This is a genomic window from Symmachiella dynata (assembly GCF_007747995.1).
GTDB classification, from domain to species: domain Bacteria; phylum Planctomycetota; class Planctomycetia; order Planctomycetales; family Planctomycetaceae; genus Symmachiella; species Symmachiella dynata.
Window position 1 is genome coordinate 3,127,617 of sequence record NZ_CP036276.1, and the last position, 26,465, is coordinate 3,154,081.

Here is a 26,465-nt window from a genome sequence, read left to right on the forward strand (position 1 = left end):
GGAGCAGCTGTGAAGCTCCTTCGAGGCTAAGTTTGCCAGCGGAGACTGCGCTCAGTCACCGTTGGTGTCGGCCGGGAGAGTTTGCTCGCGGGGGGGGATACCCCATTTGGCGGCATGGGCGCGCGAGCGGCGGTGCGATTGGAGGCCGGACATCAAGAAGTCGATGACCTTGCCGTAAGAGCGTAGTGCCGGTGAAAACTGTTGCCGTTCTAAACTCGATTTGGCGTCGCGATAGGCCGTTCCGTACGATTTCCAGTCGACGGTCCACCCTTCTTCGATGGCCGACTGTTGCAAGTCGTGCTCGATGGTGGCGAGCTGTCCGGCCAGTTTTCGTGTCATGTTGGCTTCTGCATAACGATAGGGGCCACCCTTGGGGGCCGAGACGGGGGGAGCCTTTGCGCGCTCGCGGCGTTGGTTCCACCAGATCCAAACCATGAGGATGATCTGTATACCAGCCAGTCCCAACAAGGTGAGACCGGGGGCAAGCAGGTAGTTTAAAGCTGTCCGCAACCCCATCAACGTCAGCGGTACGCCAATCGCAAGGACGATGGACAATAAGGAGAGCGCCAACCCCCAACCCCAGGAGAGCCCCCCGCTATCGTCGTAGCGAGGCCTTGGCGGTGGCGTGGCGATATCGCCAACCGGTGCATTCACGCGGACAATCACCACGGTGATGTTGTCCGGTCCGCCGCGCAGGTTGGCCAGATGCACCAACAACTGACAGGCTTCGGCTGGAGGCAATTCGCGGGCGATCGTGCCGATTTCGTTGTCGTCTAACAGTCCGGTCAATCCGTCACTGCATAGCAAGAAAATATCGCCGGAGAGGATTTCATGGGCGCCTTCGATGTCGACCTCAACGTGGGCCTCTGGTCCCAGGCAGCGGGTAATGACGTTCCGCGGCTCGTAAAGAAAAATCTCTTCGGCCGACATTTGCCCCTGTTTGAGTAGCTCCCATTGCAGACTGTGATCGAACGTCAACTGTTCGATATGGGCATCGCGAATGCGATACAGACGGCTGTCGCCAACATGACCGGCGATGGCCCCCGTTGGGGAAAGCACCAAGGCGGTTAAGGTGGTGCCCATGCGCAGGAAATCGTGATTCTGCCGCCCACGAGTATTGATGCCCGTATTGGCTTCGATGATGGCTTGTTCGAGCGCTTCGTCGATGGGAAGATTCTGCAGCTTTTGGTAGGAGTGCGGAATGGAGTCGGCCGCCATTTTACTGGCCAACTCGCCCACCGCATGTCCGCCCATCCCATCGGCGACGAGAAACAAATGGCCCCGTTGATGGAAGGCCTCTGCGTCCGGCGCCAGATGGATGCCGTAGGAATCTTGATTGTTTTGACGGCGGAATCCGATGTCGCTTTTTGCGGCAAATTCCACCTTCTGCTCCCACAGCATCGCGGTTCCTCAAGTCCGAAGTGTATTCATTTGGCGGCACGTGTTCGGTAAGAATTCGATGGCAGGCTTCCCGATGACCAGAGCAGACGCCGTAAAACCATCTCTAATCATGGTATCCGGTCAACTGATGCGACGCAAAGCCAACCTATTCAACCACTGAATTCTAATGGATTTCAGCAGACTGCCCTGTTCACGGTTTCCGCTGCCTCAGTGGTCATCATCTCCCAGTTGTCACCTACCCCTCGATATGTCGGTCGACGGTTTGCAGCGCTTCTGATTCGCGACGGAACCAATGATGTCCGCCGATGACAACCGCGAAGAACAGAGCGCACATGTAAAAATTGTGATTGTTATGAAACATTGCCGCCGTTTCATCAAATGCCCCAACCGACGCCTCACCGGACATCCAATTCATCGCGACGGCGAAGCGGAGGACTTCGTACATCAACGATTCCAACCCAATATCGACAATCACCAGCAGATGCAGGCACAAATCAACGCGATTGACGAAATACTTTCGCCGCGCTGCAAAAACCAGCAGCAACGACATGATGCTTACCGAAACAACTCCCCCCACGATGAATCCGATTCGTGAGGGATACCACTTCCAAAACAGAAACGTTCCCACGTAAATCAGCAACTGCAAGATGCTGAAATACCAACGATTTATCGTCATATTGAGTGAACCGTATCATCGGCGTGTCGAACGCCCTGCATGTACCGAAAACGCCCCAAGGATTTCCCGTGCGGCCGCTACTTCGACCGCCGCCGTTTGATCCATTGCGTGAAATTGCAAGAAGTTGATGATACTTGGTTTTTCCCTCTCTTTCTATAAACGAGAAACTACCGCTCCCATTCACGGTTTCCAGCATTACTCCTGCTTCCCTATCCGTCCACATTTCTGTCGTCTCAAGCTTTTAACCATTGTCCCGCCCTAAGAAACGCTGAATCCCGTCTGTTTTGTTCTGAGATGACAGGCTCCTCTTGCCTTAAAAGTCGGTTTTCCCTTAAAACCCCGACCTGTTCGCAACAGCGATCGTCGTGTGACGTATTGCGCAGCGTAATGCTTTGTCGGGCCGCAGGAATATCAACGCAAATCTGGAAATCATATTTTTCCCACGGAACGGACTCTCGGGAGCAGTCATGATGGAGACAATTCAACGGATCAAGTGGGCGACCGTTCTCGGTCTGTTGGCGATGATCGCCGGATGCAGTGACGGCCATGATCCACACATTGCCGGCGACGACCCCAGCAAAGCGGAGGCGAATTCAGAAGAAGTGCCGAAACTTCGCCAACAACCCGATGAAGTCGTCACTGCCGAGGAATATGAACGCCAACAATCGGAGAATGACTCGGGCATCGTGCTTGCGAGCGGAACTGATGACGGGACGGGGATTCGCACCGTAGCTGCCGGTGAAGAAGATGCGACGGCAGCCACGATCGACGGCATCGTCATCTTCGACGAAGATGAGACCGAAGCCGAAGCAGATGCTCCTGAGGAAAAATTTGTCGCCCCCAAAGAGGGAACGGCGGAATACTACATCCATGAAATCACCAAACTCCGTATCGCGCGGCCGCCACAAACTAAAGATCTGGAAGCGTTGCGGGCTTGGCATCGCGAACGCAGTCTGAAGATCATCGCCAATGCTGAAAAGGCTTTGGCCCTGACACATCGCGATCCTAAGCAGGAACGGATCTTTGACGTCGCCGTGCGGAAATTGCTGGAAACCCGTCTACAACTGGCTGTCGATGGAGATACAGAGAGCGTGGACGCGCTCTATGAGCATGCGGCATCGCTTTATAAGCGGGATCCGAAGTCCACAGCGGCTGCGGAAGGGGCGTTTACGCTGACGCAACTGGCCTACTCCAACTCCACCGCGGCGATCATGACCGGAACGGCCTTGAAGGACCCTCGTTGGTTGCAGGAATTCGCTCGACAATCGGAAGACTATGCTGTGAAGTTCCCTCAGGATTCCCAGCGGTCAATCCCCCTGCTCTTTGCAGCAGCCGAGCGGTGTGAGATCAATGGGCTGGATGAAGAAGCGGTCCGGGCTTATTCAGTGATTGCCCAAAAATTCCCCAAACACGATGCCGCAGCCGTTGCTTTGACGATTGTGCGGCGGATGAAAATGAACGGCCGCCGCATCAAACTCTCCGGAGCGACGCTTCAAGGCCAAGCGGTTTCTTTGGAGCAACATTTGGGGAAACCGGTCGTCGTATTTTTCTGGAACACTTCTGCAGCTCCCTCCGTGAAGCAGATTCCTGAAATTACCGAAGTTGCCAAAAAATATGGCAGCAACAGACTCGGAGTCATTGGCGTTTGTTTGGATGAATCGACCGAGACTTTGAAAGCCTTCTTGACCAAAGAGAAGCTTCCTTTCCCCAATATTATTCATTCCGATGAAAAGAAACGTGGTTGGAACAATCCGATCGTCAAGTTTTACGGAGTCCGCCGCGTCCCCTCAATGTGGGTGATCGATGCGGGGGGCCGTGTCGTGACGACCAAAGTCGAAAGTGGGAAACTGGACGCGACGCTCGCCGCAGTCTTCAATTCCCGAACCGCCACGAGACCGGGCAAAAGCGTGCGATAGCTGCTTGTATTGCCAAGTTTGATTCAAAAACAGTCTCTAATGAGCCGCGAACTCCCATTCGCGGCTCTCTTTTTGCGCTGCTTCTGGTAGAATTTTCCAATGCGATAGGGGAGTCAAAAACCGATTTAATCTGAACAAATGCCAACTGCACGCCTTGACAGATGGACGCACGTATATTAGCGTGGATTGGTAGCAGAATTTGCACTACTGAATTGTTCGATTGATGAGGGTGGAGACCGATGGCCAAAAAGAATGGACTGACGAAGCGACAACAGGACATTTACGAGTTCTTGAAGGACAAAATCGTGACCCGGGGTTACGGTCCGACGGTGCGAGAAATTGGGGCCGCCTTCGAAATTCGTTCACCCAACGGTGTCATGTGCCATCTCAAGGCCTTGGAGAAAAAAGGGCTGATTACGCGTGAATCGCACATGTCGCGTGCCATTCAACTGACGGAATCGACCCAGTTCTCCGCCTCGTTGCCCCTTGCCGGTAACGTGGCTGCGGGTACCCCGGTGCTGGCTGAAGAACTGTGCGAACAGCAGGATTTTAGCAGCCTGTTTAATTCCGAAGACCATTTCTGCTTGAAGGTCTCCGGCGACTCGATGATCGAAGCCCAAATTGCCGACGGAGACTTTGCTATAATTCGTAAGCAAAACACCTGCAACAACGGCGAAATCGCTGTGGCTCTCGTCGATGGGGAAGATGCCACGTTGAAGTACTTCTATCGCGAAGCGGGCCACATCCGTTTGGAGCCGGCCAACTCGACAATGCAATCCATCATTGTCAGCGATGCCCAGGTGCTAGGCGTGCTCGTAGGCGTCATTCGGCGGTATTAGGTCCGGTTCGGTCACCATCAGTCGTGGTTGTTGTGTGAATCATTATCACAGCCGCAGGCGGCCACGTCCGACTTGTCCCAGCAGTGCGTGGGGCATTTGTCGTCGATTCGCATAGAAAACTCGCCGTTCCAACACACTGGCGGACAAGCCGCCAGTGGCACCCCACGCAAGAGTTGTTAGAGGTGAAGAGGTTCGGTGAATTTCAGCACATCGACAGAGCGCCGCCGCTTTAGTCCGCCTGTCGTACCTTGAGCGTGTATTGTCGCATGAAGCCGACTAACATGTGCGTCCGGCCCCAGACTTCAATGCGCCACTGGGTGACCTGTGAGTCCGCTTTGCCGCTGTCCTGTGCGTCTTCCGGGATCGTGAGCGGTGCAATCCATTGGCGGGTTTGTCCCGGAAACAACCATCCGCCGTCGGTATCGAGGATGTTTTCCTGGTAGAGGATCCGCTCCGGATCGCGGGAACGGCTCCGGCCCTCCTTTTGAATAGGTAGCTTGCGTTCCCGACGTTGAATGCAGATCAGATTCGCCCGGATCGATTTTAAAAAGATGGGGCCTGGCTGTTTCACGCAAAATCGCATCGTAGCGCCGGGTGCGACCGATTCGAATTCGACTTCAAGCGTCGTGGCGGGGATCAGCAAAAACGCCAACGTTTGTTGGAGGGCGGACCACACGAGCAACGCGGCCAATAATCCGATGACCACTGCAGCGGCGATGACGGCGTAGTACATCTCCGCGCTGTTTTGCCCCAGCACCACGCAGCCATAGGTAATACAGGACAGGAGCAGGCCGAAAAACCATGTGCCGGCTAATCGTCCGCCGTTAGTCTGAGGGCTTTCGAGGCGGACTGGTAGCGTGGGCTGGTCTTCGTCTGAGGAGACGACTGCGGTCTCCACCTCGGTATTTCCCTGGGCCATGCGGACACTCGCTCTGCTATGCTATGCTCGTCGGCGTTTCGCAGCCTGTCAGCATGGGCATTGTCATCAGTGGTCGTCAAGTCCGCAGGGTGGGCACGGTAGGATCAACGAGCAGGATCAACCAGCGGCACGGCTTTGGTTTTGGTTGATCTTGTTGTACAAGGTTTTGAGGGCGATGCCTAATTCCTTGGCGGTTTTTGGCTTATCCCCATCATGTTTGTCGAGGACGCTTTCGATGACGTTCATCTCGATTTCCCGCAACGTCATCGCCTGAGTCGGCGGTGTGAAATTCATGCCGACGGACTCGACGGGCGACGAATTGAGGACGCTTGACGGGAGATGATCGGCCGTCATTGGTTGCCCACCGGCGAGAATCACAGCATGTTCCAGTGCGTTGGCCAATTCCCGCACATTCCCAGGCCAAGTATGCTTAGAGAGTGCCTCGAGCAATTCCGCGGTTAACATTTCCGGGGAGATTTTCGGACGCTTGAGGATCCGGGCGGCCAAGTGCGCCGCCAAACTCGGGATATCACCTTGGCGTTCCCGCAGTGGTGGCAAATTGATTTCGAATGTATTGACGCGAAAGAACAGATCCTGCCGAAAAGTGCCGGCGGCAACCATTTCTTCCAGGCCGCGATTCGTGGCGCAAACCACACGCACATCGACCTGAAACGGTTCGTTTTCTCCGACGCGACGGACCTCGCCTGATTCCAAAAACCGCAGCAGTTTGACCTGCATGCTCTTATCAAGTTCGCCCAATTCGTCCAGGAACAACGTTCCGCCGTTTGCGACCTCGATGAGTCCCTTGCGGGCTTTCTCCGCTCCGGTGAAGGCTCCCTTGCCGTGGCCGAACAGTTCGCTTTCCACCAGGTTTTCCGGCAGAGCGCCGCAATTGACCGGGACGAATGGTTTGCCCGCACGTTGGCTTTGGGAGTGGACTTCTTGGGCGACCAATTCTTTACCGGTCCCGGTTTCACCCAGGATCAACACGGTGGAGTCGGTCGGTCCGACCCGTTCCACGAGCAATTTGACGCGCCGCATCACGGACGTCTCGCCAATCAATGACGTGGTTCCTTGTACGGCCTTCAATTGACTTTCTAAAGCCAAAGCGCGGTTGCTTAGGGCCCGTTTCTCGGAGATCCGTTTCAGCACATTGGCGATGGCGGCCAGTTTCGAGGGCTTTAACAAAAAGTCGTAGGCGCCTTGGCGGATGGCGCGAATCGCGTCATCCAACCCGCCGTGACCGGTGCTGATGATCACTTCGGTTTCGGGGGCCACCCCTTTGATGTGTTCGATCACGTCCCACCCGCTCACACCGGGCATGCGCAGGTCGACAATGGCCGCGTCGAAGGTCGCTTTGTCCACAGCGGAAATTGCGGACGCGCCGTCGGCGCAGATAGTGACCTCGTGTCCCATGCGGGGCAACTCGTTGGCCATCACATCCCGAATCGGTCCTTCGTCGTCGACGAACAGGACGCGCAAACTATCTGACGAGCTCAACCAACCACTCCTTCGCAGATTGACGTGAACGGTGTAATCATCCTTGGTGCCCCCTCGACTTGTCTGTTGCCAATCGACTTACTCTACCGGTCGTTTCAAAACCCTCTGACGCGCCTCATTGACACTAATCCGCAAGTTTCGCGAACAAGCACAACCGGGTATTAAAACGGATTTAGTCCCCTGCCCCAGTTGTTCCCAGCTACGCGGCGATGGCGTTCATCGCGCGGCGCGGTAGGCTGATGCAAAACCGACTTCCTTGTCCAACTCCCTCGCTGTGGGCTTCAATCGTGCCCCCGTGATCATTAATGATGCGGTGGCTGATCGACAGCCCCAATCCGGTCCCCTGGCCCACGCGTTTGCTTGTGAAAAATGGTTCGAAGAGGTTTTCGATAACAGCCGGCGTCATACCACACCCTTCGTCTTGGAAAACGATCCGCACTTCATCGGTCCGTTCCTCGATTGTGATAGACAATGTGCCGCCGGCTTCCATCGATTCCAATCCGTTGGCCACCAGATTCAATAACACTTGTTTGATTTCCGCTGGATTCGCTTCCAAATAACTCGGCGTGGCCGCTCGGAATGTGATCTGCATGTCGCGGTATTTGCTCAGGTGTTGCACCATGGCGATGACTTCGCGAATCAGCCCGGTGACGTCGGTTGATTCCCGCGTCGATTCGCTGCCCCGCGAAAAATCGAGCAATTTCGTGGTGATCTCGCGGCAGCGAAACGATTCTTTTTGTATCATCTGCAGATAGTCGCGGATAATTTTTGCATCGCTGTTCGGTTCGTTCTGAACGTGCAGCAGATCTTCAATGCGGTCCTCCACCGATTCCGAGGCCATGGCGATTGCGGCCAACGGATTATTGATTTCATGGGCGACGCCCGCGGAAAGGAATCCCACAGCCGCCAGTCGTTCGGAGCGGATCAACTGCCGGCTGCGTTCATTGACCTGCTGGTCAAGGTCCCCGGCGATGTCCTGGAAGCGGGTCGTCATCATGTTGAACGACTCAGCCAGTTCCCCCATTTCATCATGTGTGGAAATCGGAATGCGGTAGTCAAAACATCCCTGTGCTACGCGGCGGGCACCTTCATACAGCTGTCGTAATGGGCGAAATATTTGCACGTAACTGTGGCGAATCAATCCCAGAAACAACACGACCGCCACCGCGGTTGTTGTCCACAGAAGCGTAGAGGTCGATTCGTAGTCACGTTGCGCTTGGTCTAGAGCGGCGTGAAGACCATTGGCCGGATCGAGCATGGTTTGTGCGATTTGTTCCAATTCCCAAGTTCCCTTGAGCAATTGATCCATCGCCACCTCGTCGATGACCTTGCCGTTTAAAGCGGTCTTGGCTTGGTGTTCCAACTCGGTCAATTTGTTGTTGAATGCATGCAGTGAGTTGTTGAGGATCAAGAACTGACTCTCCAACACCGACGTCAGTGGGATCTCCTCCAGCTTGACTTGAAAGTCGCGATAGGCCGTGTGTGCAGCGTCTGTGCGGTAGCAAAAAATCTCTAATTGCGAACGACGGATTTTATTAACGAGCGTCGGATCGGCGTGGGGATTGGGGCGATCCACGAGCGGTTTGTATAGCGCACCCGCAGCCTTCACGAGAGCGGTCTTGTTGGGCGTTTGCTGCAGGTTGAATTCCAACTCGCCGATTAACTCGGCGTAGGAAGACAGCCCCCAGATGCCGCTGAAGGACGCCATCAAGAGCATGGTGAGGACCAATCCCAAGCCCAATAAGAGCTTGCGACGTATTGTCCGTGTGAACAGCAAACCCGACCTCCCTGTCGTGGTTCGTCGTTAATGGGGAACTGAGTCATGGGCCGCTGGGGGAGCGGCTGAACGGGGGCGGGGAGTGTAGAGAGAATCAAGATTTGAGGCAAGACCGGGATTCACGCTCTAGGTCACCAGTTGCGTGTGATTCGGTGGTGCGAATGTGGCACGGCTCGCGCGCAATCCGACCCTGATCAATCCGCCAACTGGTAGAGAATGCAGTGCGGTAAAAAACTAGGATTGTGGGGTAGCGCTGAGGCTTCGCTTGAGCATTTGCTCGCACAATTCGCCCAGGCTGATGCCGATCCGAGCGGCCGCTTTCGGAACCAAGCTATGCGAGGTCATTCCGGGGACACTATTCGCCTCTAACACCCACGGCCGGTTGAACCGATCCAGCACGAGGTCAATCCGTGCGACCCCCTGCAATTTGAGTGCATCATAGGCGTTGCGGGCCGCTTGGTTGATCGAGTTGACCACATCGCTGGGGATGTCGAATTCAAACTGGTAATGGGTGGTGTCGTCGGCATACTTGGCTTGGTAGTCAAAAAACGGTCGGTTCGGGACGACTTGAATCAACGGCAACATCAATTCGTCCATAATGCCAACCGTCCATTCCGAGCCCAAAACACCGGCTTCCAACAAGCCAAACGCCTCGAGATGAAAGCAACGCGTCAGGGCCTCCGGAAGCTCATCGGGGCTTTGTACGACGCTCACCCCCAGGCTTGACCCTTGAGAGTCCGGCTTGACCGCGAGCGGATAACCCAGGCTACGCGCTTTTTTCATGATGCCGTTGGCTGTGTCCCCTTCGTGGATCAGAACGTAAGGAGGTGTCGGGACATAATTTTGAAAAAAGCGTTCTTTTGCGGCCGATTTTTGAAAGGACAACCGAGCCGCCGCCGGATCGCTGCCGGTATAGGGCATCCCGGCATCCTCCAGAATCTGCTGCACTTGCCCATCTTCGCCGAAAAAACCATGCAAGGCGATAAAGGCTGTGTCGATGCCGGACCAATCGAACGAAGACAAATCGACCTCAGAGGGATCGACTGCGATGACCTTGTGTCCCCGTTCCGCCAGCGCGGCTCGCACGGCGGCTCCGCTTTCGAGACTGATCGAGCGTTCACTCGATTCGCCTCCCTCCAAAACGGCTACGGTCAACGGATCCAAATCCTGAGCTTCAAACGTCGTCATCGCCGGCCTCCTTGCCACGAAATAATCTCTATCTGGTCCGCTCAATCGGGACCGAATCGCACCGGGAGGGTCGCGGCTTCTGTCGAGCTGCGGTGGGTCGAACGACTACCGAAAACGGCTCAACGGAAACTACGAAATCTCAACACCCTGAGGTTCCCAGGCGCGCGGGGGGCGTTTTACCAGATTTCGATTTCCAGCTCCAGATCGACTCCGAACTGCTCATTGACCTTGGATTTGGCCAAATCAATCAGTCGCAGGACATCGTCGGAGGTCGCATCGGCGTGGGTAATGATGAAATTGGCGTGGCGGTCACTGATTTCGGCGTTGCCAATCCGTGTCCCTTTCAAGCCCGACTGATCAATGAGTAATCCGGCACTCATTCCGCGCGGGTTCTTGAAGATGCAGCCGGCCGACTGGGCGGTGAGCGGCTGCGTCGCCTTTTTCATGATCCACGATTTACGCAAGCGGCGTGTGATTTCGTCCGTATCCCCCGGCTGCAGACCGAATGTGGCTTCGACGATCAGTAGGTCCCGCAGATTGCTTTCTCGGTAACCAAACGTGATCTCGTCGCCGCGGCGGGTGACAAGTTCTCCGGCGGAGGTTAATCCGGAGACTGAGCAGACAAACTGCCCAATATCTCCCGCACTGCCGCCGGCATTACCGCGGAGCGCTCCCCCAATGGTTCCCGGGATGCCCACGAGGACCTCAAGTCCCTGCAGGCCGACCTTGACCGTATGCCAAATGAGATGCGTGAGCGGGGCGCCCGCTCCGACTGTGACCTGGGTGCCATCGACGGTGATTTGTGAAAATCCATCACCGGCAATATGGATGACAACGCCGCTAACCCCTTTGTCACCGATGAGCAGATTGCAACCGCCGCCCAGGATGTGGTACGGCATCTCGCTCTCGCGACAGGCCAGTATGACCTGTTGCAATTCGTCGGGGGTCCTCGGTGTCACGAAGTACTGAGCCGGTCCCCCCAGTTTCAAATACGTGTGGGGCGCCAGCGGCTCGTCGCGGCGTGTGATTTCGCTGAAGTCGTCGAGTGAAGGCATGGTGAACCTGATTGATATCGCCGGCGCCCATCGTAATGAGCACGTCTCCTGGTTGTGCCTCATCCTCTATAGTTGCGATCGTTTGGTCAAGAGATCCACAAAAACGAGTCTGAGAATGTTGCTGGGCGATGCGGTCGGACAAATCTCGGGCGACGTCCGTCGATTCGGTCGCGGTTCCTTCGCGAGCGGCATAAATCGGCGTGATCAGCACGCGATCCGCCTTCGAAAAACTTTCAGAAAATTCCTGCATCAAGATTTGAGTTCGCGAGATTTGGTGCGGCTGGAACGCGCACCAGATCCGGCGGTCGCCAAATTCCTCGCGCGCCGCCTGGAGTGTGGCCGCCACTGCCGTTGGATGATGGGCGTAATCGTCGACAAGGGTCACGCCTCGCCAAGATCCGATCTCCTCAAATCGCCGCGCAATCCCGCGAAATTCGCCCAGTCCTTCGCGGATCTCCGCCGCTGTTAGTCCCAAACCGACGCATAAAGCCGTGGCAGCCAAGGCGTTGAGCACGTTGTGCTCTCCAGGGACTTGCAACAAGATCTCAGCGAAGAAATCACCCTTGTAGAACACGCGGAACCGCGTTCCCGACCAGGAACGACGAATATCCGCTGCCCACCAGTCCATGCCGGGCACCAGCGAAAATGTCTCCACGTTTGCGGCGACATCCTGGCAGGCCGCCATCGTATTTCGACAATCGCCGCGGACGACCAACGAACCGTCGGCCGGCAGTTTTTGAGCAAATTGGCGAAACGCATCAACGGCCTGCTCCACATCGGGGTAGCAGTCGAAATGGTCCGGCTCGATTCCCAGAATTGCCGCGTGCTTTGGAGATAAATCCAGGAAACTTTGTTTGTATTCACAACTTTCAACAACGAACAGGTTGCCGCCACCCGACCAGCCTCCGGACTGCCGCGATAGGACTTCGGCGCCCAATATGGCCGAGGGATCGCGTCCCGCGAGGTCCAGAATCGAGGCGGTCATCGCCGTTGTTGTGCTTTTTCCATGCGTGCCTGCGATGGAAACACCGACTTGGTCTGCCATCAGGCGACCGAGCATTTCGCTGTAAGAGAATTGTGGAATTCCCAATTCGCGGGCAAGTGCGCGTTCCGGATTGTCTGCCTGCACGGCGGGGCTGTAGACCACCATGTCGACTTCGCCGGGAACGAAATCGCGGTTGTGCCCTTGATGGACGCGCAGTCCACGGGCTTGGAGTAACGCGAGATTATCGCTGAGCGGTTGCAAGTCCGAACCGGTGACACGATAGCCCAGACCCGAAAGTAATTCGGCCAGTGCCTGCATGCCGGAACCGCAGATACCGATTAGGTGCGCGGAGGGTGTTTGCGGGTCTGAAGCGATCTTTGCCTCACCTCCCTTTTGAGAGAGTTGACCTTGTTGCAGCAAGCGATGTATGGCAGAGGGTGAAATCATATGCCGACGGCATCCGGGTGTTGGGGAGGGTTAACACGACCGAGAACGCTGGGGGAGACCGATCGGCGTGCGAACCGGGTTAACATCCCAAATGCGCAAGACCGTCAGTGGCATACTTATCGGTAAGATAGTCAAAATGACTTCAAGGGTTATTTCAAGAAGTGACGAGCAGCCGACGATTCCGCCGGCAGGTGGGCAATGATGCGGGGCGGGATGATAGAGGGGATTAGATCACCTGTCAACGACTTTCGGATTGCGCAAGCATGGAGAGTTATGCGGGCGAGAACGAAATCAGCAAAGACCGTTAAACTGCCTATTCACGTCACGGGAGGGCGAAGCACCTGCTGAGCCGCGTTTGGGAGGTCTCTCCGGGAAAAGGTGGAGATTTCCCCGACCAAGGCAAGCGAAACCAGCCCGCCCGAAAATGGGTGCCACTGGCGGCTTGTCCGCCAGTGCGAAATCGCGTGACCCGCAAAACACTGCTGGACAAGCCCAATCCTGTTCGGCTCGATTGTTGCTATTGTTGGGCGTGATGGCAAGGTGGCGGTGTGTTTGCTTGTTTTTTGGGGGAGGGCGTGGCTGCAAGGGCTGCGGTTGGTGGGGTGGGGAGTTGTCTCAGCGCAGCGTTGAGCGGCTCGTCATCTGCGGGGAGTCGCGGAGCGAGTGGGGTTAGACGCTTGTCGTGGCGTGCGGCGGCAAACGGTTTATGTGGGCCAGTAGTTCTTCTTCATCCGCCAAACCTTGGAAGTAATAACAAAGCATTTCATACGTCCGCAGCGTCGGCTTGCGGCCGGTCACTAGGCTGATCAGCAGGCAAGCGATGATCGCACAGTACGTTTGAATTTCGATTCCGTTGTCACAGTCGCTTAATAACTTGCGGCAGCCCAGCACATGTTTCAAAAACCGAAAGTACAATTCGATCATCCAGCGACTGCGATAAATCAACGCGATGATTTCCGCCGGCACGTCCAGCAAGTTCGTCACCAGCACGACGTCGTGCGTGGCAGCGGCCCGCTTGCGTCCGCCTCGCTTGGGATGCGTTTCGGCGCGAATCACCACCCGCCGCACGCGATGCTGCGGATGCTCAATCCGTCGCGATTTGGGCGAACCGAGTTGGCCGATGGCGTCTTCCAACACGCCCGCCGCCCGCGCCTCCTCGTCCAGTTCGCGAACCTCGTCAGCCGTAAACGCGCGGTCGTTGCGGATGCGGCAAACGTAGCTGCTGCCGACATCGACGATCGCGTTGAACAGCGAAAATTGTTCGTAACCGCGATCGATCACGTAGCAGCGATCCGGTTCCAATTGGCTGCGCAACACGTTTTTTTCATTGGCCGGTCCTTGGCCGCTGGCGTCGGTGACTGCCGATTTGACAGGCACGCCTTTGAGGATTTCAAAGTGCGCGTGCAGCTTAAAACCGCGATCGTTGCGGGTGGCAAAACAGGCCTGCGTGATTTGCGGCAGCTTCTTCAGCAGGCTGCCGTCGACGGCGGTCAAGGTCTGCGCGAAGTCTTTCAGCCGCGGGTCGCAGTCGGCGCGTTGCGGAGCGCGCTGGAGCAGTTCACCGGCGATTTCCCGCAGCAATTCCGGGTCAAACACACGTGCCGCTTCGGACAACGAACCCAGCGAAGCCCGTTGGCAGCCCAGCAAGCGCTGCACTTTTTTGAGTTGGCTGGTTTGTTGCATGCCGCGCAGCGAAGTGACGATCGGGTTGAACATGTACAGCAGTATCAACCCGCAATACTGATCAAAAAACAAGTCGCGATTGCCCGCTTTGTCCCGTTCGCAGCCGACGGGCCGCAAGCGTTTGAGCAGCGAAGAGATTCGTTTCAGATATTTCAGTCCGGTCAAATCCGCATCGGAAACCCGCTTCGCTTTCTTCCTGGCCACAGGGCGCCTCTCCGTCAAATTGGCAGTTATGAAAGACTACCAAAGCCCATGGCGCAAATTCCGTGCCGAACAGGATTGGGACAAGCCAGCAGTGGCACCCAACTATCGAGTGTTTTCTAGTTTTTCATCGGACTGATAGCCGTCATCACGACTCGGAAGGAGCCTCGCCTCCCATTTTTGAAGACAGGCTCGCAGGTTTCACATTGCACTAGGTGACTTTTGCGACGAGCACCGTTCGGTCGTCGGCGGCGGGGGCTCCGTGCGTGAATTCTTTCAAATTGTTGAGCAGTTCGTTGATGATCTCATCGGCGTCGTGACGGCAATAGGTCAGCACGTCGTCCAACCGTTGGGTTCCGAACATTTCTCCCTCGGGCGAAGTCGCTTCGGAAATGCCATCGGTATAAAACACGATTTCATCTCCCGGACTGAGATAGTGGGAGCGATTGGTGTAGGTTTCGTCCTCCAGGACTCCCAACGGCAATTGCCGCGCCCCTTCGATGGCGGAGACCATTCCCGCTCCACAATGTTTTAACAAAGGCAGGCAGTGCCCGGCATTGGAATAATTCAGTTGTCGTTTCTCAGGCGTATAGATTCCGTAAAACGCCGTGACAAAACTCCCCGACTCGTTGGTGTACCGGCGGCACAGGTTTTGGTTGATGTAGCTGAGGAAATCGCTCGCTTGCACCGGTTGATGCGGGTAAAGGTGTGCGATGCTGTGGACGATGGACATCATCACCGCCGCCGGCGTGCCGTGACCGCTCACATCGGCAATCAACAGTCCCCATTTCCCTTCGGGCAGCTGAAAAAAATCGTAGTAATCTCCGCCGGCGCGTTGCGATGTCTCGTAATGCGCGGCGAGATGCAAATGGGGGATTTCGGGAAGCACCGCAGGAAGCAATGACCGTTGGATCTTCGCCACCTGTTGCATTTCTCGGTCGACCATTTCATAAGCGTCGCGTAGTTCAGCGCTGAGCACTAAATTCTGCGTCGCCCGTCCAAAGAGGTTGCTCATCCACACCAACTCAGGCAATTCGTCCGGCTCAAAGCCATGCGCGTCGGAAAGCGACAGCACGACCATGTTCAGTGCTTCCCCTTGATCGAATAGAGGGATCGCCACCAACGAGTGTTGATCGGCAAGGTATTCTGCAGCGGGGTCGTTGGCTGAAATTTGCAAGTCATCGATCACGCGCGGTTGGCCGCCATAGAGCAATTCTCCCAACAGACCGCTCTCCAGCAGCGGCAGCTCGTCGCGCTGTTTCCAGGGATTGACCGGTTCGGACCACCCACTGTAGCGGGTAATGCGATATTGCGGTGCCTTCAAGCCACGGCGACTGAGCGACAGCATCCGTTCCCGCGGCAAGAGTTGTTGCATGCGTTGGCCGTAGTCGGCCACCATTTCCTGCGGATCCGACTGCGCGCTCATCTCACGCATCGTCTCCACAATAATATTCAGCCGTTCGTGCCAGTCGTTCGCTTTGTTTTTCACGATAAGTCGATTCGCTTTTGCTTCGAGACGAAAGACGGCCTTTTCGGCAGTCTTCGTCCTATTTGGCCGGCAGCATGGTTTCCAATTGCGAGGGCAGCGGTTTCAGGGCAGCTTTGTGCTCGGCAATTGACTGTTGAATGTCGGCAATGACGTCCGGGTGATCCTGGGCGACATTGAAACGTTCCGAAGGATCATGGTCTAAATGATACAGCACCGGAGGGTCGTGCGTCACACGTTTTCCACGTCCATAAGCGGGCTGTGTGATCAAATGCGCTTTAAACGGCCCTTTTCGGACCGCCATCAACGTTTGCCCGCGATAATAAAACACCGTTTCACGCTGGCTGGGACCGGTTTCAAACAGCACGGGCCGCAGATCCACACCGTCGATCACGCGATCTTCGGGAATCGGGACGCCGGCCAGGTTCAGGGCGGTTGTGAAAATGTCCATCGTACTCGCCAGTCCTTGCGACACCGAACGGGCGCGGATTTTGCTTGGCCACCAAGCCACCGTCGGCTCGCGCATGCCCCCTTCCCAGGTACTCCCCTTCCCGTCCCGCAACAACCCGGCCGTCCCGCCTTGATTATCCTTGATCAGCCACGGCCCATTGTCACTGGTGAAAATTACGAGTGTATTCTCCGCCAATTTCAGCTCGCGCAGCGATTGCAAAATCTGCCCGACGCTCCAGTCGATCTCCTCCACGACGTCGCCATACAAACCCCGCGAGCTTTTGCCCAAAAAATCGTCCGACGCAAACAACGGCACGTGCGGAAAGGTGTAGGGTAAATAGAGGAAAAACGGTTGCTCGTGATGCTCGGTGATGAACTGGATTGCTTCGTCGGTATACCGTTTGGTGAGCGTCGGTTGAAACGCGGGGGCTTCGATGGTTTCCAAGTTGCGCATCAGCGGCAGCGGCGGATCGCCGCGGCGGACGACGTGCATGTCGTTGCTGTAGGGAATGCCAAAGTAATAGTCAAAGCCGTTGTTCGTCGGCAGATATTGCGGCAGGTGCCCCAAGTGCCATTTACCGATACAGGCGGTCGCATAACCAGCGGATTTGAGCCCCTCGGCAATCGTGGTTTCGTTTTCAGGAATCCCACCCGCGGAGTTGGGAAACAACACGCGGCGTTTGTTGCTACACAGCCCCGAACGAACCGGCAATCGCCCCGTCATCAGCGCCGCCCGGCTGGGCGTGCAAACGGGGGCAGCAGAATAAAACTGCGTCAGCTTCATCCCCTCCGCCGCCATCCGATCCAACTCCGGCGTGCGAATCGTCGGATTGCCGAAACAACCGAGGTCGCCGTAACCGAGATCGTCGGCGAAGAGGACGATGATATTGGGTGGTTGCTCAGCGGCGAAGGCCGTTGGTGGTAGGAGGCAGCCCGCAGTGACTAAAAGGATAAGAATCGATTTCATTTCGATGGTGTGCCTTATTCAGAGTGGCTCCAATTTTAAGCAGATTCGGTTGTTTTCAAGCATACCATTCGGTCATCCTGATCACCACGCCGGGTCTCCACGAGATTTTTGTTGACTCGCGGATTGGATTGTTTAGACTGACGCTGTAGACGCTCATTCCTCCCACGCTCGATTCTCTTTGAGGGAAATGATCATGACGCAGACGATTACGATTCGGGACGAGGAACTTGGCGGTGGGGCTGTCAACGAGTTTTCACTCGATTGCCTCTCCGAACACATCACAGTCCGCGAACTGATCCGCAGCCGCGTTTTTCAAGAGGTCAAAGACCATAACGCGAAGCAAAACCAAACGGAATTCAACGGACTGGTCCAACCGACAGATTCGGAGCGGACGCTCAATGGCTTTCAGATGAAAAAGCGGCGTCAGATCGACTGGAAGAAACAGTTTGAACAGGCGCTGGAGGGTTTTGAGCGGAACCAGATACTGATCTTGGTTGACGATCGGCAGGCGGAATCGCTGGAGGAAGAGATCGAGGTCGGCCCGCAAACGGTGGTGACGTTTTTGCGGCTGACGTTGTTGGTGGGTGGTTGAGAATTGAGAGACACAAATGAATGTGCGCTTGCCTACGTTTGATGACGTCTACTATTCGATGGATGTTTCGCAAGATGATCCATCGTATGACATGTACGAACTTGTCAAAGATTTCGCGCGGCAAAATATTGCCAGCCGGCCCCACCACCTTTACGACATCAAGCTCAAGGACTCTCGGGCGGGACAGAAAATCGCGACTCTCGACAAACAGGACATGGTGCGGCTTGTGCGGACACTCATCAAATATAGGCACGCGGCAACGAAAACATATTTTACAATTAATAAATTGCCTGCAGAGGCCTACGGCGATCCAGACCATTCATTCACGTCGCGGCAGGGGGATACGTCATGGATCGTGGCGGCGGTGTTTTCTGCCGTAATGCGTCGAAAACTCCCACTCGAGGGCAGCGACATCGACCTCCTTCTGAATTTGGTTGTTGTGACCGTCGATCGGCCATACCAAGCGGGCTCCTTTCGTGTTGGCGTCGTCAACGCCCTTGAACACTTTGCAGCATCCAGTGTTTTCACCGATGTGCAGACTGCAAAAGTCAAGAAGATCGCCGAAGCATGGAGCGAGAATAATATGGCCACCGATTGGCGTCGCTCCGGCGCTCGACTAGAGAAACTGATCTCAAGAGACTCCGCGATTCCACTAAAGACCGGAGAAGCCTGGTCTGATTTGGCACTTGAACATCTCAGTGTGCTCGACAAGTCGCGATTAGCGATTTGGGCAGACTTGTTAAATCATTGCCAAACGGCGACTGCCGGGAAACCGTCGAAGAAGTGGTTGAAGACCGCCCAAGACTTGGTGGACCGCGCCGACCGCGAACAATTTCGTAGAGCGATATTGAGTTGGTTTCCCGCAGTGAAAGAACCGCGTACAGAACCGATCAACGAATGGTCGCAATGGTCACCCGATCCGAACCTGGAAATCATTCCGCTGCATGCGGATATATTAAAAGGCTTGGTTTGGTGCGCGAGTACATATGAGGACGCCGAGGTTGTCAGAGCGCTCACCGACCTAGCGATTTCCTCCTATAAAAAAATCCCTCAAGTCGGTCCCCGATTGGTCAAGGTGGGCAACGCCTGCGTTTTCGCCCTCGGGGCCATGCCCGGATTGGATGCGGTCGGCCAATTGGCGATTCTCAAGGTGCGGGTCAAGTTTGGCACCGCTCAAAAAGGTATTGAAAAGGCACTTGTAGCGGCAGCGGAGCGGGAAGGCATTCCGCGCGAGGAATTGGAAGAAATGGCCGTCCCCGCCTATGGACTGACCGACGTGGGAGTGCTCCGTGAGGAACTCGGCGAATTCACAGCCGAGGTGACCGTTGCCGGCAGCAAGACGGAATTGCGTTGGATCAAACCGGACGGCAAGTCGCAAAAGAGCGTTCCGGCGGCGGTGAAACGGGACTTTGGCGACGAGCTTAAGGAACTGAAACTGGCCGCCAAAGATATCGAAAAAATGATCCCCGTCCAAGCCGCGCGGATCGAACAGGTCTATTTGCAGCAGCGAAGTTGGGAGTTTCCCAAATGGCGGGCGCAGTATCTTGACCATCCCTTGGTCGGGACGTTAGCGCGGCGGCTGATTTGGTCATTCGAAACGCACGGCGAAAAAGTCTCGGCAATTTATCGCGACGGACGTTTCGTGCACAGTGATAACACACCACTGGAGAACTTAACCGACGGGACGACCGTGACGTTGTGGCACCCGTTGGATGAGTCGACCGATGATATCATTGCTTGGCGCGAATGGCTACTGGAACACGAAGTCCAACAACCGTTTAAACAGGCGCACCGCGAGGTCTACCTGCTGACCGATGCCGAGCGAAACACGGGCGTCTATTCCAATCGTTTTGCCGGTCATATTTTGAAACAGCATCAGTTCAATGCGCTTTGTGCCGCGCGGGGCTGGAAAAATTCGTTACGGCTGATGGTCGACGCCACTTATCCGCCGGCACACATGGTCTTGCCCAACTGGAATCTACGGGCTGAGTTTTGGGTCGAAGGAGCCGGCGAAGAGTATGGCGTGGATTCGAACGAGACCGGCACGTATTTATATCTCACAACCGACCAGGTTCGTTTTTACCGAGATGAGGCAGCACTGAATTGGGCGCAAGCCGGCGCTGGGGACTATACCTCAGCTGGCCCTGATGAAGAGGAAAATCATCCCCTAGCCCTAGAGGAAATTCCTCCTCTCGCATTTTCAGAATTACTGCGCGACGTCGATCTGTTTGTGGGCGTCGCCAGCGCGGGGAACGATCCGAATTGGAGCGATGGTGGCCCCGAAGGTCGATATCGGGATTATTGGACCAGCTATTCCTTCGGCGATTTGGGCAATACGGCCCAGACGCGAAAAACGATTTTAGAGCGTCTTGTGCCCCGATTGAAAATTGCCGAACGTTGTACGTTCTCGGATCGCTTTCTGATCGTACAAGGAGACAAACGGACCTATAAAATCCACCTCGGTTCGGGAAATATCCTCATGGAGCCGAACGACGCGTATTTGTGCATCGTGCCCGGGCAATCGGTTCACAAAGGGGCCAATAAAGTCTTTTTGCCATTCGAGGGCGACCGCACACTGTCGATCATCCTCAGCAAAGCCTTCTTGCTTGCCGAAGATACCAAGATCAAGGACGCAACAATCCTCAGCCAAATCAACCATTAACCCACCGTCCAGCCGTAGCTCATGTACTCGGTCCCAAACGTCCCGTCGTCGTACAGGTCGATCACGTTGTATCCCTCGTCGGTGTGGTAGTGGTTTCCTTTCCACCACAACCCGCAGACGGCGCCGCTGTTGACGAAGTCGATTCCGGAAAACGAAATCCGCTCGGTCAAATGCGTGTGTCCGCTGAGGCAGAGTTTGACGTTGGGATGCTTGCGGAACAGGTGCACCAAGGCCGTCGCGTCTTGGTGCGACAACATGCGGCGTTTGCGGGGGTCTTGTTTGACGTGCTCTTGAAATTCCAAGCCGCCCACCGTGACGATCGGAATGTGTGAGATGATTGCGATGGGGGTGGTGGCGGGCGTGGTGGTCAGTTCGTTTTTCAACCACGCGAATTGAGCCGCATCCAATTCGCCGCGGTAGACGGTCTCGTCGTCAGCGGTCATGGAATCAAGTACGAGTATCCGCCAGCCGCCGACGTTGAAACCGTAATAACCTCGCTCCAGTCCCAGTTGATCCAGACTGTACTGCTTCCCCCATCCCGGTTCGTTACCGGTCGTTTTACTCCCAGGTTTGTCCCAGCCCCAGACATCGTGATTGCCCAGGCAATGTTTCACCGGCAGAGCGCACTCGGCTTTCCAGGTGTTGTTCCATAGCGCCCATTGACTTTCTAAATGACTGCGATCGACCGCCAGTCCGTCGTAAATCGCGTCGCCGCCATTGATGAGCAACTCGGGAGGATCCTTGAGCGCCTGCACATGACGCAATGCTTTGGTCAGGCCATCAGCAGCGGAGCGTTTTTCATTGAGGTGGATGTCGGTCAGGTGCGCTAACCGCGCGGTCCGCTTGCGAGGCATCGACGAATCGGCCGCCAACAACGGCGCGCCCATTCCAGAAGAAAGAAAAGCCGCTCCAGATCCCACAGCCAAGGATTGCAATAATTCACGTCGATTCATGGGTCAAGTTTCCTAGGCGATTGTGTGTGTAGGTTAACGTCTCATCAGGCTCACAAAAACCAAGCTTACCTCTGTTGTCGCGCAGCGGAGGCTGGCTACGATCACGGTTTTCGCACACTATGAATTGGCGCGGCTCCCGTCTCTTTCTCTGTGCCCTCGGTGTTCTCTGTGGCTAAATCTTTTTTCAATTCGTGTGCGGGATATTGGTTTGGGGGATCATCAAACGTCCTACGTGAGAAAGGTGCGTCGCGACGCACCCTACATTTCATAGGAATGGTTTCGTTGCGTTGGATTTTGCTAGTTTGCATTTCCCTGCAGTGTAAACAGAATTCCTGTGATTGTCGCAGTCGGAAGGTGGTTCCTGCGTGACGATGGCCTAGGCAACGGGTTATACTCGGCTGTGTGGGGTGATTTGGGGGCGCACACACCGCTTTGATGAATTCCTTCTGTAGAGACTTCGAATGAGGTTGTGGTGATGGTACTTCGATATACGACATTGATTACGGTTTGTTTGATCCTTTTGAGCCGGGCGGCGATTGCGGCGGATGAACCTGAGCTACAGTCGCTGTTGACTAAGCCGATAATCGGCGCCGAGCTAAGCCAGGATGAAGTGATGGAATTCACCGACGCGCGGGTAATGCCCATGCCGGAAGTGGAAACAATTGCTCAGTGGGAAGCGTTCGTTCGGCGGCAACGGCAGGCGACGTTTGCGGAAGTGATTTATCGGGGCAGCGCTGCTCAGTGGCGCGATGCCGAGTTGGGTGTGGAGTACCTCGACACAATCGACGGTGGGCCGGGATATTCGATACGCAAACTGCGCTACGAAGCGGTCCCGGGGTTGTGGATCCCTGCCCTGCTCTATGTGCCGGATAACCTTACTGGCAAGGTACCGGTCATTATGAATGTCAACGGGCATGACGGAAACGGCAAAGCAGCGCCGTATAAACAAATCCGCTGCATTAACCAAGCAAAGCGGGGGATGATTGCTCTGAACGTCGAATGGTTTGGCATGGGGCAGTTGCGGACTGACAATTTCGCGCATTATCGGCTCAATCAAATCGACCTCTGCGGCACCAGTGGCTATGGCGCGTTTTATTTGTCGATGAAACGGGCTTTGGACGTGCTCTTGTCGCACGAGCATGCCGATCCTGAGCGGGTGGCTGTGACGGGGCTTTCCGGTGGGGGTTGTCAAACGATTCAAATCAGCGCGCTCGATGAGCGAGTGACCTTGGCGGACCCGGTCGCGGGGTATTCCAGTTTTCATACCCGCGCGCGTTACCTGTCGGACCTGGGAGACTCGGAACAAACTCCCGTCGACTTGGCGGTGACGGCGGACTATTCGGTGCTGACCGCCATGCGGGCGCCCCGGCCGACACTTTTGACCTACAACGATCAGGACAATTGCTGCTTCCGCGCGGGACACGCCTTGCCGCCACTTGTACAGGCGGCCGAACCGATTTTTAAGTTGTATGGCAAGCCGGACAACCTACACTCACACATCAACACCGACCCCGGCACGCATAATTATGAATTGGACAACCGGCAGCAGTTGTATGCGTTTCTCGGTCGGCATTTTCATCCTGATGATGCAGCCTACGATGCGACCGAAATTCCCTGTGAAGACGAAGTGTTGTCGGCCGATGAGTTGATGGTTCCGCTGCCGAATAACAATTTGGATTTGCATGCACTGGCCGTCGCCGAGATGCAATCCCTCCCACGTGATGGCGTACTGCCGACTTCCGCGGGAGCGGCTGCCGGATGGCAACGGACCAAGCGGGCACGACTGCGACAAGTCCTGCGGTTTCCCAAGTATGATGTTCAAGCCAAAGCGGTGGGACAACAGGAAGTCGCCGCGACGCAGGCCACGTTTTGGCAGTTGAAAATCGGCGACGCTTGGACCGTTCCGGCAGTGGAATTGGTGCGCGGGACGCCTCAAAAAACGGTGGTTCTCATCGGTGATGAGGGACGCGGCTCATTGGCGCCGCAGGTGGAGGAATTGTTGGCGGCGAATCATCGTGTGATTGCGGTGGATCCATTTTTCTTTGGGGAATCGAAGATCAAAAACCGCGACTTTCTGTTTGCGCTGTTGGTCTCAGCCGTTGGTGAGAGGCCGTTGGGCATTCAAGCGTCGCAAGTTGCCGCCGTGGCGCGTTGGGCAGCCGCTAAGGACAACGTCCGCCGGGTTAAAGTGATTGCCGTTGGGCACCGGACAAGTGTGGTTGCCTTAGCAGCTGCAGCATTGAGCGACTCGGTGATCAGCGGCGTCGAGCTCCACGATTCACTCGGCAGCTTGCGACAAGTTGTCGAGGAAAACCGACAAGTTATCGAATCGCCGGAGTTGTTCTGTTTCGGCCTACTTGTCGAGCACGACATCAAACAGCTCGCCGCCCTGGTCGCTCCCAATACGGTCAAATTTGTCAAACCGAGCGAGCGCGTTCGCAGCGAACTGGCGGACTTGAAAGCGTTTTATGCGGAACTGGGGATCCAATTCGATCCCTTCCGCTAACATCACGGTTGGGGCGGAGACGGCGGTCGCATGCGGGGTGTGATCAATTGAGATGGGCATCCTGTCCCCGCGGTCGTCAAATCACGCTAAAATCTTTCCGTCTTAAAACGTGTTGCTCAATTCTGGGCGTGAAACCTCTTGGCAGGTTTGAGGCATCCGGCTAGAATCCGCCGCGGATGTTTCCGCACCGATTCCCGGTCCGGGGATCTCTCCTCTCTCACATCACTTAGCCTCTCATTCATCTTGGCGACCGTGCCTAGTTCTCTCCCGATACGACCATTGGCCTGCTTGGCGTGTGCATTGCTGCTCACTTGTGTGTTGAGCGGATGTGTACATCGACGGATGACAATCCGTAGCAACCCGCCGGGTGCCCGCGTGTTTTTGGAAGATAAAGAAATCGGCTTTACGCCCGTTTCGACCGATTTCACGTATTACGGGACGCGCGAAATCACTTTGGTCAAAGATGGTTATGAGACGGCCACCATATTCCAGCCGGTTCGCAAACCTTGGTACCAATACCTGCCGTTTGAATTCTTCGCCGACAACTTAAGTCCAGCAAAGATCAACAACCGGCACGAGTTCAACTACCAACTCGAACCGCTGAGGATTGAGCCGCAGGATGATATTCTGAACCGCGGTTGGGAACTCCGCAACGCCGCTCAGATTCCCGAGTAGCACAGCGACGGCGTCCTTTAAGTCTTGCAGTGACCGTTCCCATAGGGGACGAGGATCATGCGATGCGACGTTAGAGTATTGTGAGCCTCACACGACCTGTGTGGAAAGATGCGTCACGATGCGCCCGAGGTTGGGATGCTCACCGGTGGAAGCGGAGCCCAACACTTTCTCGGTGTGCTCTGTGAACTCTGTGGCAAAATCTTTTCGTCAATCCGTTTGCCACGTATTGTTTCGTTGGGAGAATCGACCGTACTACGTCGAAACTACATCGAAAGGTGCGTCGCAACAGGGTTGGAGTCTGTCGTAAAAAGCTTTTACGCGAGCGAGATGTTTTTTGTTTTCTCTTCTTACTTTTTGCGGCTCAGCGTCTTTGCGTGAGCCCTTTTTGAAGGGGCCCGTCTGTCGTCCTATGCGAGAAAGGTGCGTCGCGACGCTCCGTATCTGGGGAATCCTCGCTGCTTTTTATGCGGTGCAAGTTATTTCAGGCCGGAGCTGCCTTTGAGTGCGCCGCCGATGCCGATCTTTTCTGGATGCCGGGCAATTTTGTCGGCGAAGACTCTTAGGTCTCGCATGGCCGGCTCCAGGTTGCGGAGCATTACGCTCATCAATTGCGCTGTGTGATTCAGGTTATCATACAGTTCCGGATCGGCGACAAATTTCTTCAGCGAGCCATCTTCGGAATTCGCCATTTGGGCGAACTGGTTCAATTCGCTCATCAGCTTATCCAGCTTGACGACCGAACTGTCGAGGCTCATCACAATCTTGTGGCTACGCAGGGCCAGCGGTCTGGTGACGTGGGACAGGTTTTCGAGATTTTCATCCGCTCTGCCGACTGCCATTTTAACGGCAGCGATGGCGTCACGCGTTTCTTCGACCATCGTGGGGAGCGCGGCGACGGCGCGTTCGATGTTTCGTTGATTTTCGGGATTCCCGACAATCTGATTGGCATTGTTGAGCGTGATGGTGAATTGGTGCAACGATTCAGCGGCGCGCTCCACGACCGTTTCGATGTTGCCTCGATTGGTGTCGACAAGGTTATTGACGTTTTCGCCCACTTTTCTCCACTCGGCGCTGGTTGCTTCGAAGGACTCCATGGTTTTGCCCATAGTCTCCTCGAGCCGCTCAACGATTTTCATCACGTCGACGGCCGGTTCGCCGACCAGGACGTCGCCGGGTTTATAGTAATGCGGGCTTTTGCCGGGTGTGAATTCGATGCTCGCGTCACCCAAGAGCGATTGCGTCAGCCGTGCTTGGCTGTCACGTCGCAGACGGTATTGTTCATTGACTTCGATGGTCACGGTCACGCCGCCACGTTTTTCATCGAAAGTAACGGACCCGACCTGTCCGATGGTGATGCCGTTTTTGCGGACAGGGGTCAATTCCTGAACGCCGGGGGCGTCGTCAAAACGGACGGCCAGTGTGTAGGACTTTTGAAAGAGCCGCCGCATTTCGCCGAATGTAAACATCAACGCCGTTGCCACAACCAAGGCTGTGACGACGAACAATCCGACGCGAAATTGTAATTGCCGCTCTGTCATCTCTCAGTCATCCTACTGCTGTATTCAAAGCGATCTGACGGAACTGTGT

The 26,465-nt window shown here is 55.6% G+C and carries 18 protein-coding genes and 1 pseudogene; 6 read left to right on the forward strand and 13 right to left on the reverse strand.

Features of this window, described 5'->3' with window-relative positions; translation table 11 throughout:
- Window positions 1–51: 51 nt before the first annotated feature.
- Together Mal52_RS12105 and Mal52_RS12110 are read right to left on the reverse strand one after the other, a co-directional pair.
- On the reverse strand, window positions 52–1,401 hold the full coding sequence (locus tag Mal52_RS12105; protein WP_145376390.1) for a PP2C family protein-serine/threonine phosphatase: 1,350 nt from the start codon (window positions 1,399–1,401) through the stop codon (window positions 52–54).
- Window positions 1,402–1,636: 235 nt separating this feature from the next.
- Window positions 1,637–2,077 carry a hypothetical protein gene (locus Mal52_RS12110; RefSeq protein WP_145376392.1) on the reverse strand — a complete coding sequence of 147 codons (441 nt, stop codon included), beginning with the start codon at window positions 2,075–2,077 and terminating at the stop codon, window positions 1,637–1,639.
- A 467-nt stretch (window positions 2,078–2,544) separates the two neighbouring features.
- Here Mal52_RS12110 and Mal52_RS12115 point away from each other — a divergent pair, with 467 nt between their 5' ends.
- Complete coding sequence (locus tag Mal52_RS12115) at window positions 2,545–3,993, forward strand: TlpA family protein disulfide reductase (RefSeq protein WP_145376393.1); 1,449 nt, start codon at window positions 2,545–2,547, stop codon at window positions 3,991–3,993.
- A 239-nt stretch (window positions 3,994–4,232) separates the two neighbouring features.
- Window positions 4,233–4,832 (forward strand): transcriptional repressor LexA, encoded by a 600-nt coding sequence (gene lexA / locus Mal52_RS12120; protein ID WP_145376395.1) that lies wholly within the window; start codon window positions 4,233–4,235, stop codon window positions 4,830–4,832.
- Window positions 4,833–5,061: 229 nt separating this feature from the next.
- Here the strand turns inward: lexA and Mal52_RS12125 are convergent, their stop codons facing one another.
- The 9 genes and pseudogenes from Mal52_RS12125 to Mal52_RS12165 all read right to left on the reverse strand — a co-directional run bounded on the left by Mal52_RS12125 (window position 5,062) and on the right by Mal52_RS12165 (window position 17,490).
- On the reverse strand, window positions 5,062–5,751 hold the full coding sequence (locus tag Mal52_RS12125) for a hypothetical protein (RefSeq protein WP_145376397.1): 690 nt from the start codon (window positions 5,749–5,751) through the stop codon (window positions 5,062–5,064).
- A gap of 117 nt (window positions 5,752–5,868) precedes the next feature.
- Entirely contained in the window at window positions 5,869–7,251 is a 1,383-nt protein-coding gene (locus Mal52_RS12130) for a sigma-54-dependent transcriptional regulator (RefSeq protein ID WP_145376399.1), read from the reverse strand.
- A gap of 199 nt (window positions 7,252–7,450) precedes the next feature.
- Window positions 7,451–9,028, reverse strand: coding sequence for a sensor histidine kinase (locus tag Mal52_RS12135; protein ID WP_145376401.1), 1,578 nt, complete (start codon window positions 9,026–9,028; stop codon window positions 7,451–7,453).
- A 234-nt stretch (window positions 9,029–9,262) separates the two neighbouring features.
- Window positions 9,263–10,216, reverse strand: coding sequence for a D-alanine--D-alanine ligase family protein (locus Mal52_RS12140; RefSeq protein ID WP_145376403.1), 954 nt, complete (start codon window positions 10,214–10,216; stop codon window positions 9,263–9,265).
- A gap of 176 nt (window positions 10,217–10,392) precedes the next feature.
- On the reverse strand, window positions 10,393–11,271 hold the full coding sequence (gene murB / locus Mal52_RS12145) for a UDP-N-acetylmuramate dehydrogenase (RefSeq protein ID WP_145376405.1): 879 nt from the start codon (window positions 11,269–11,271) through the stop codon (window positions 10,393–10,395).
- A 31-nt stretch (window positions 11,272–11,302) separates the two neighbouring features.
- Window positions 11,303–12,703 (reverse strand): annotated as a pseudogene (gene murC, locus Mal52_RS30210) (UDP-N-acetylmuramate--L-alanine ligase); the annotation flags it as partial.
- A 669-nt stretch (window positions 12,704–13,372) separates the two neighbouring features.
- A complete protein-coding gene (locus Mal52_RS12155) occupies window positions 13,373–14,590 on the reverse strand; it encodes an IS4 family transposase (RefSeq protein WP_197534562.1) in 1,218 nt (405 codons plus the stop codon).
- Between the two features lie 208 nt (window positions 14,591–14,798).
- Window positions 14,799–16,076 (reverse strand): PP2C family protein-serine/threonine phosphatase, encoded by a 1,278-nt coding sequence (locus tag Mal52_RS12160; protein WP_231962633.1) that lies wholly within the window; start codon window positions 16,074–16,076, stop codon window positions 14,799–14,801.
- A gap of 58 nt (window positions 16,077–16,134) precedes the next feature.
- The gene (locus Mal52_RS12165; protein WP_145376409.1) at window positions 16,135–17,490 is read right to left on the reverse strand and encodes a sulfatase family protein; all 1,356 of its coding nucleotides are present in this window, start codon (window positions 17,488–17,490) and stop codon (window positions 16,135–16,137) included.
- Between the two features lie 193 nt (window positions 17,491–17,683).
- Between Mal52_RS12165 and Mal52_RS12170 the strand changes: the two genes are divergently transcribed.
- Together Mal52_RS12170 and Mal52_RS12175 are read left to right on the forward strand one after the other, a co-directional pair.
- Complete coding sequence (locus tag Mal52_RS12170) at window positions 17,684–18,082, forward strand: hypothetical protein (RefSeq protein WP_145376411.1); 399 nt, start codon at window positions 17,684–17,686, stop codon at window positions 18,080–18,082.
- 16 nt (window positions 18,083–18,098) lie between these two features.
- Window positions 18,099–20,744: a DUF4132 domain-containing protein gene (locus Mal52_RS12175; protein ID WP_197534851.1), complete on the forward strand. Its 2,646-nt coding sequence runs from the start codon at window positions 18,099–18,101 to the stop codon at window positions 20,742–20,744.
- Here Mal52_RS12175 and Mal52_RS12180 read toward each other — a convergent pair.
- Window positions 20,741–21,697, reverse strand: coding sequence for a metallophosphoesterase family protein (locus Mal52_RS12180; RefSeq protein WP_145376413.1), 957 nt, complete (start codon window positions 21,695–21,697; stop codon window positions 20,741–20,743). The two genes, Mal52_RS12175 and Mal52_RS12180, sit on opposite strands and share 4 nt — an antisense overlap.
- Before the next feature lie 475 nt (window positions 21,698–22,172).
- On the opposite strand from Mal52_RS12180, the gene Mal52_RS12185 reads away from it, so the two are divergent.
- Together Mal52_RS12185 and Mal52_RS12190 are read left to right on the forward strand one after the other, a co-directional pair.
- Window positions 22,173–24,203, forward strand: a complete 2,031-nt coding sequence (locus Mal52_RS12185; RefSeq protein WP_197534852.1) for an alpha/beta hydrolase family protein — start codon at window positions 22,173–22,175, stop codon at window positions 24,201–24,203.
- 342 nt (window positions 24,204–24,545) lie between these two features.
- The gene (locus Mal52_RS12190) at window positions 24,546–24,878 is read left to right on the forward strand and encodes a PEGA domain-containing protein (protein ID WP_145376415.1); all 333 of its coding nucleotides are present in this window, start codon (window positions 24,546–24,548) and stop codon (window positions 24,876–24,878) included.
- Between the two features lie 476 nt (window positions 24,879–25,354).
- Here Mal52_RS12190 and Mal52_RS12195 read toward each other — a convergent pair whose 3' ends face one another.
- Window positions 25,355–26,416 (reverse strand): MlaD family protein, encoded by a 1,062-nt coding sequence (locus Mal52_RS12195; RefSeq protein ID WP_145376418.1) that lies wholly within the window; start codon window positions 26,414–26,416, stop codon window positions 25,355–25,357.
- Between the last annotated feature and the right edge of the window lie 49 nt (window positions 26,417–26,465).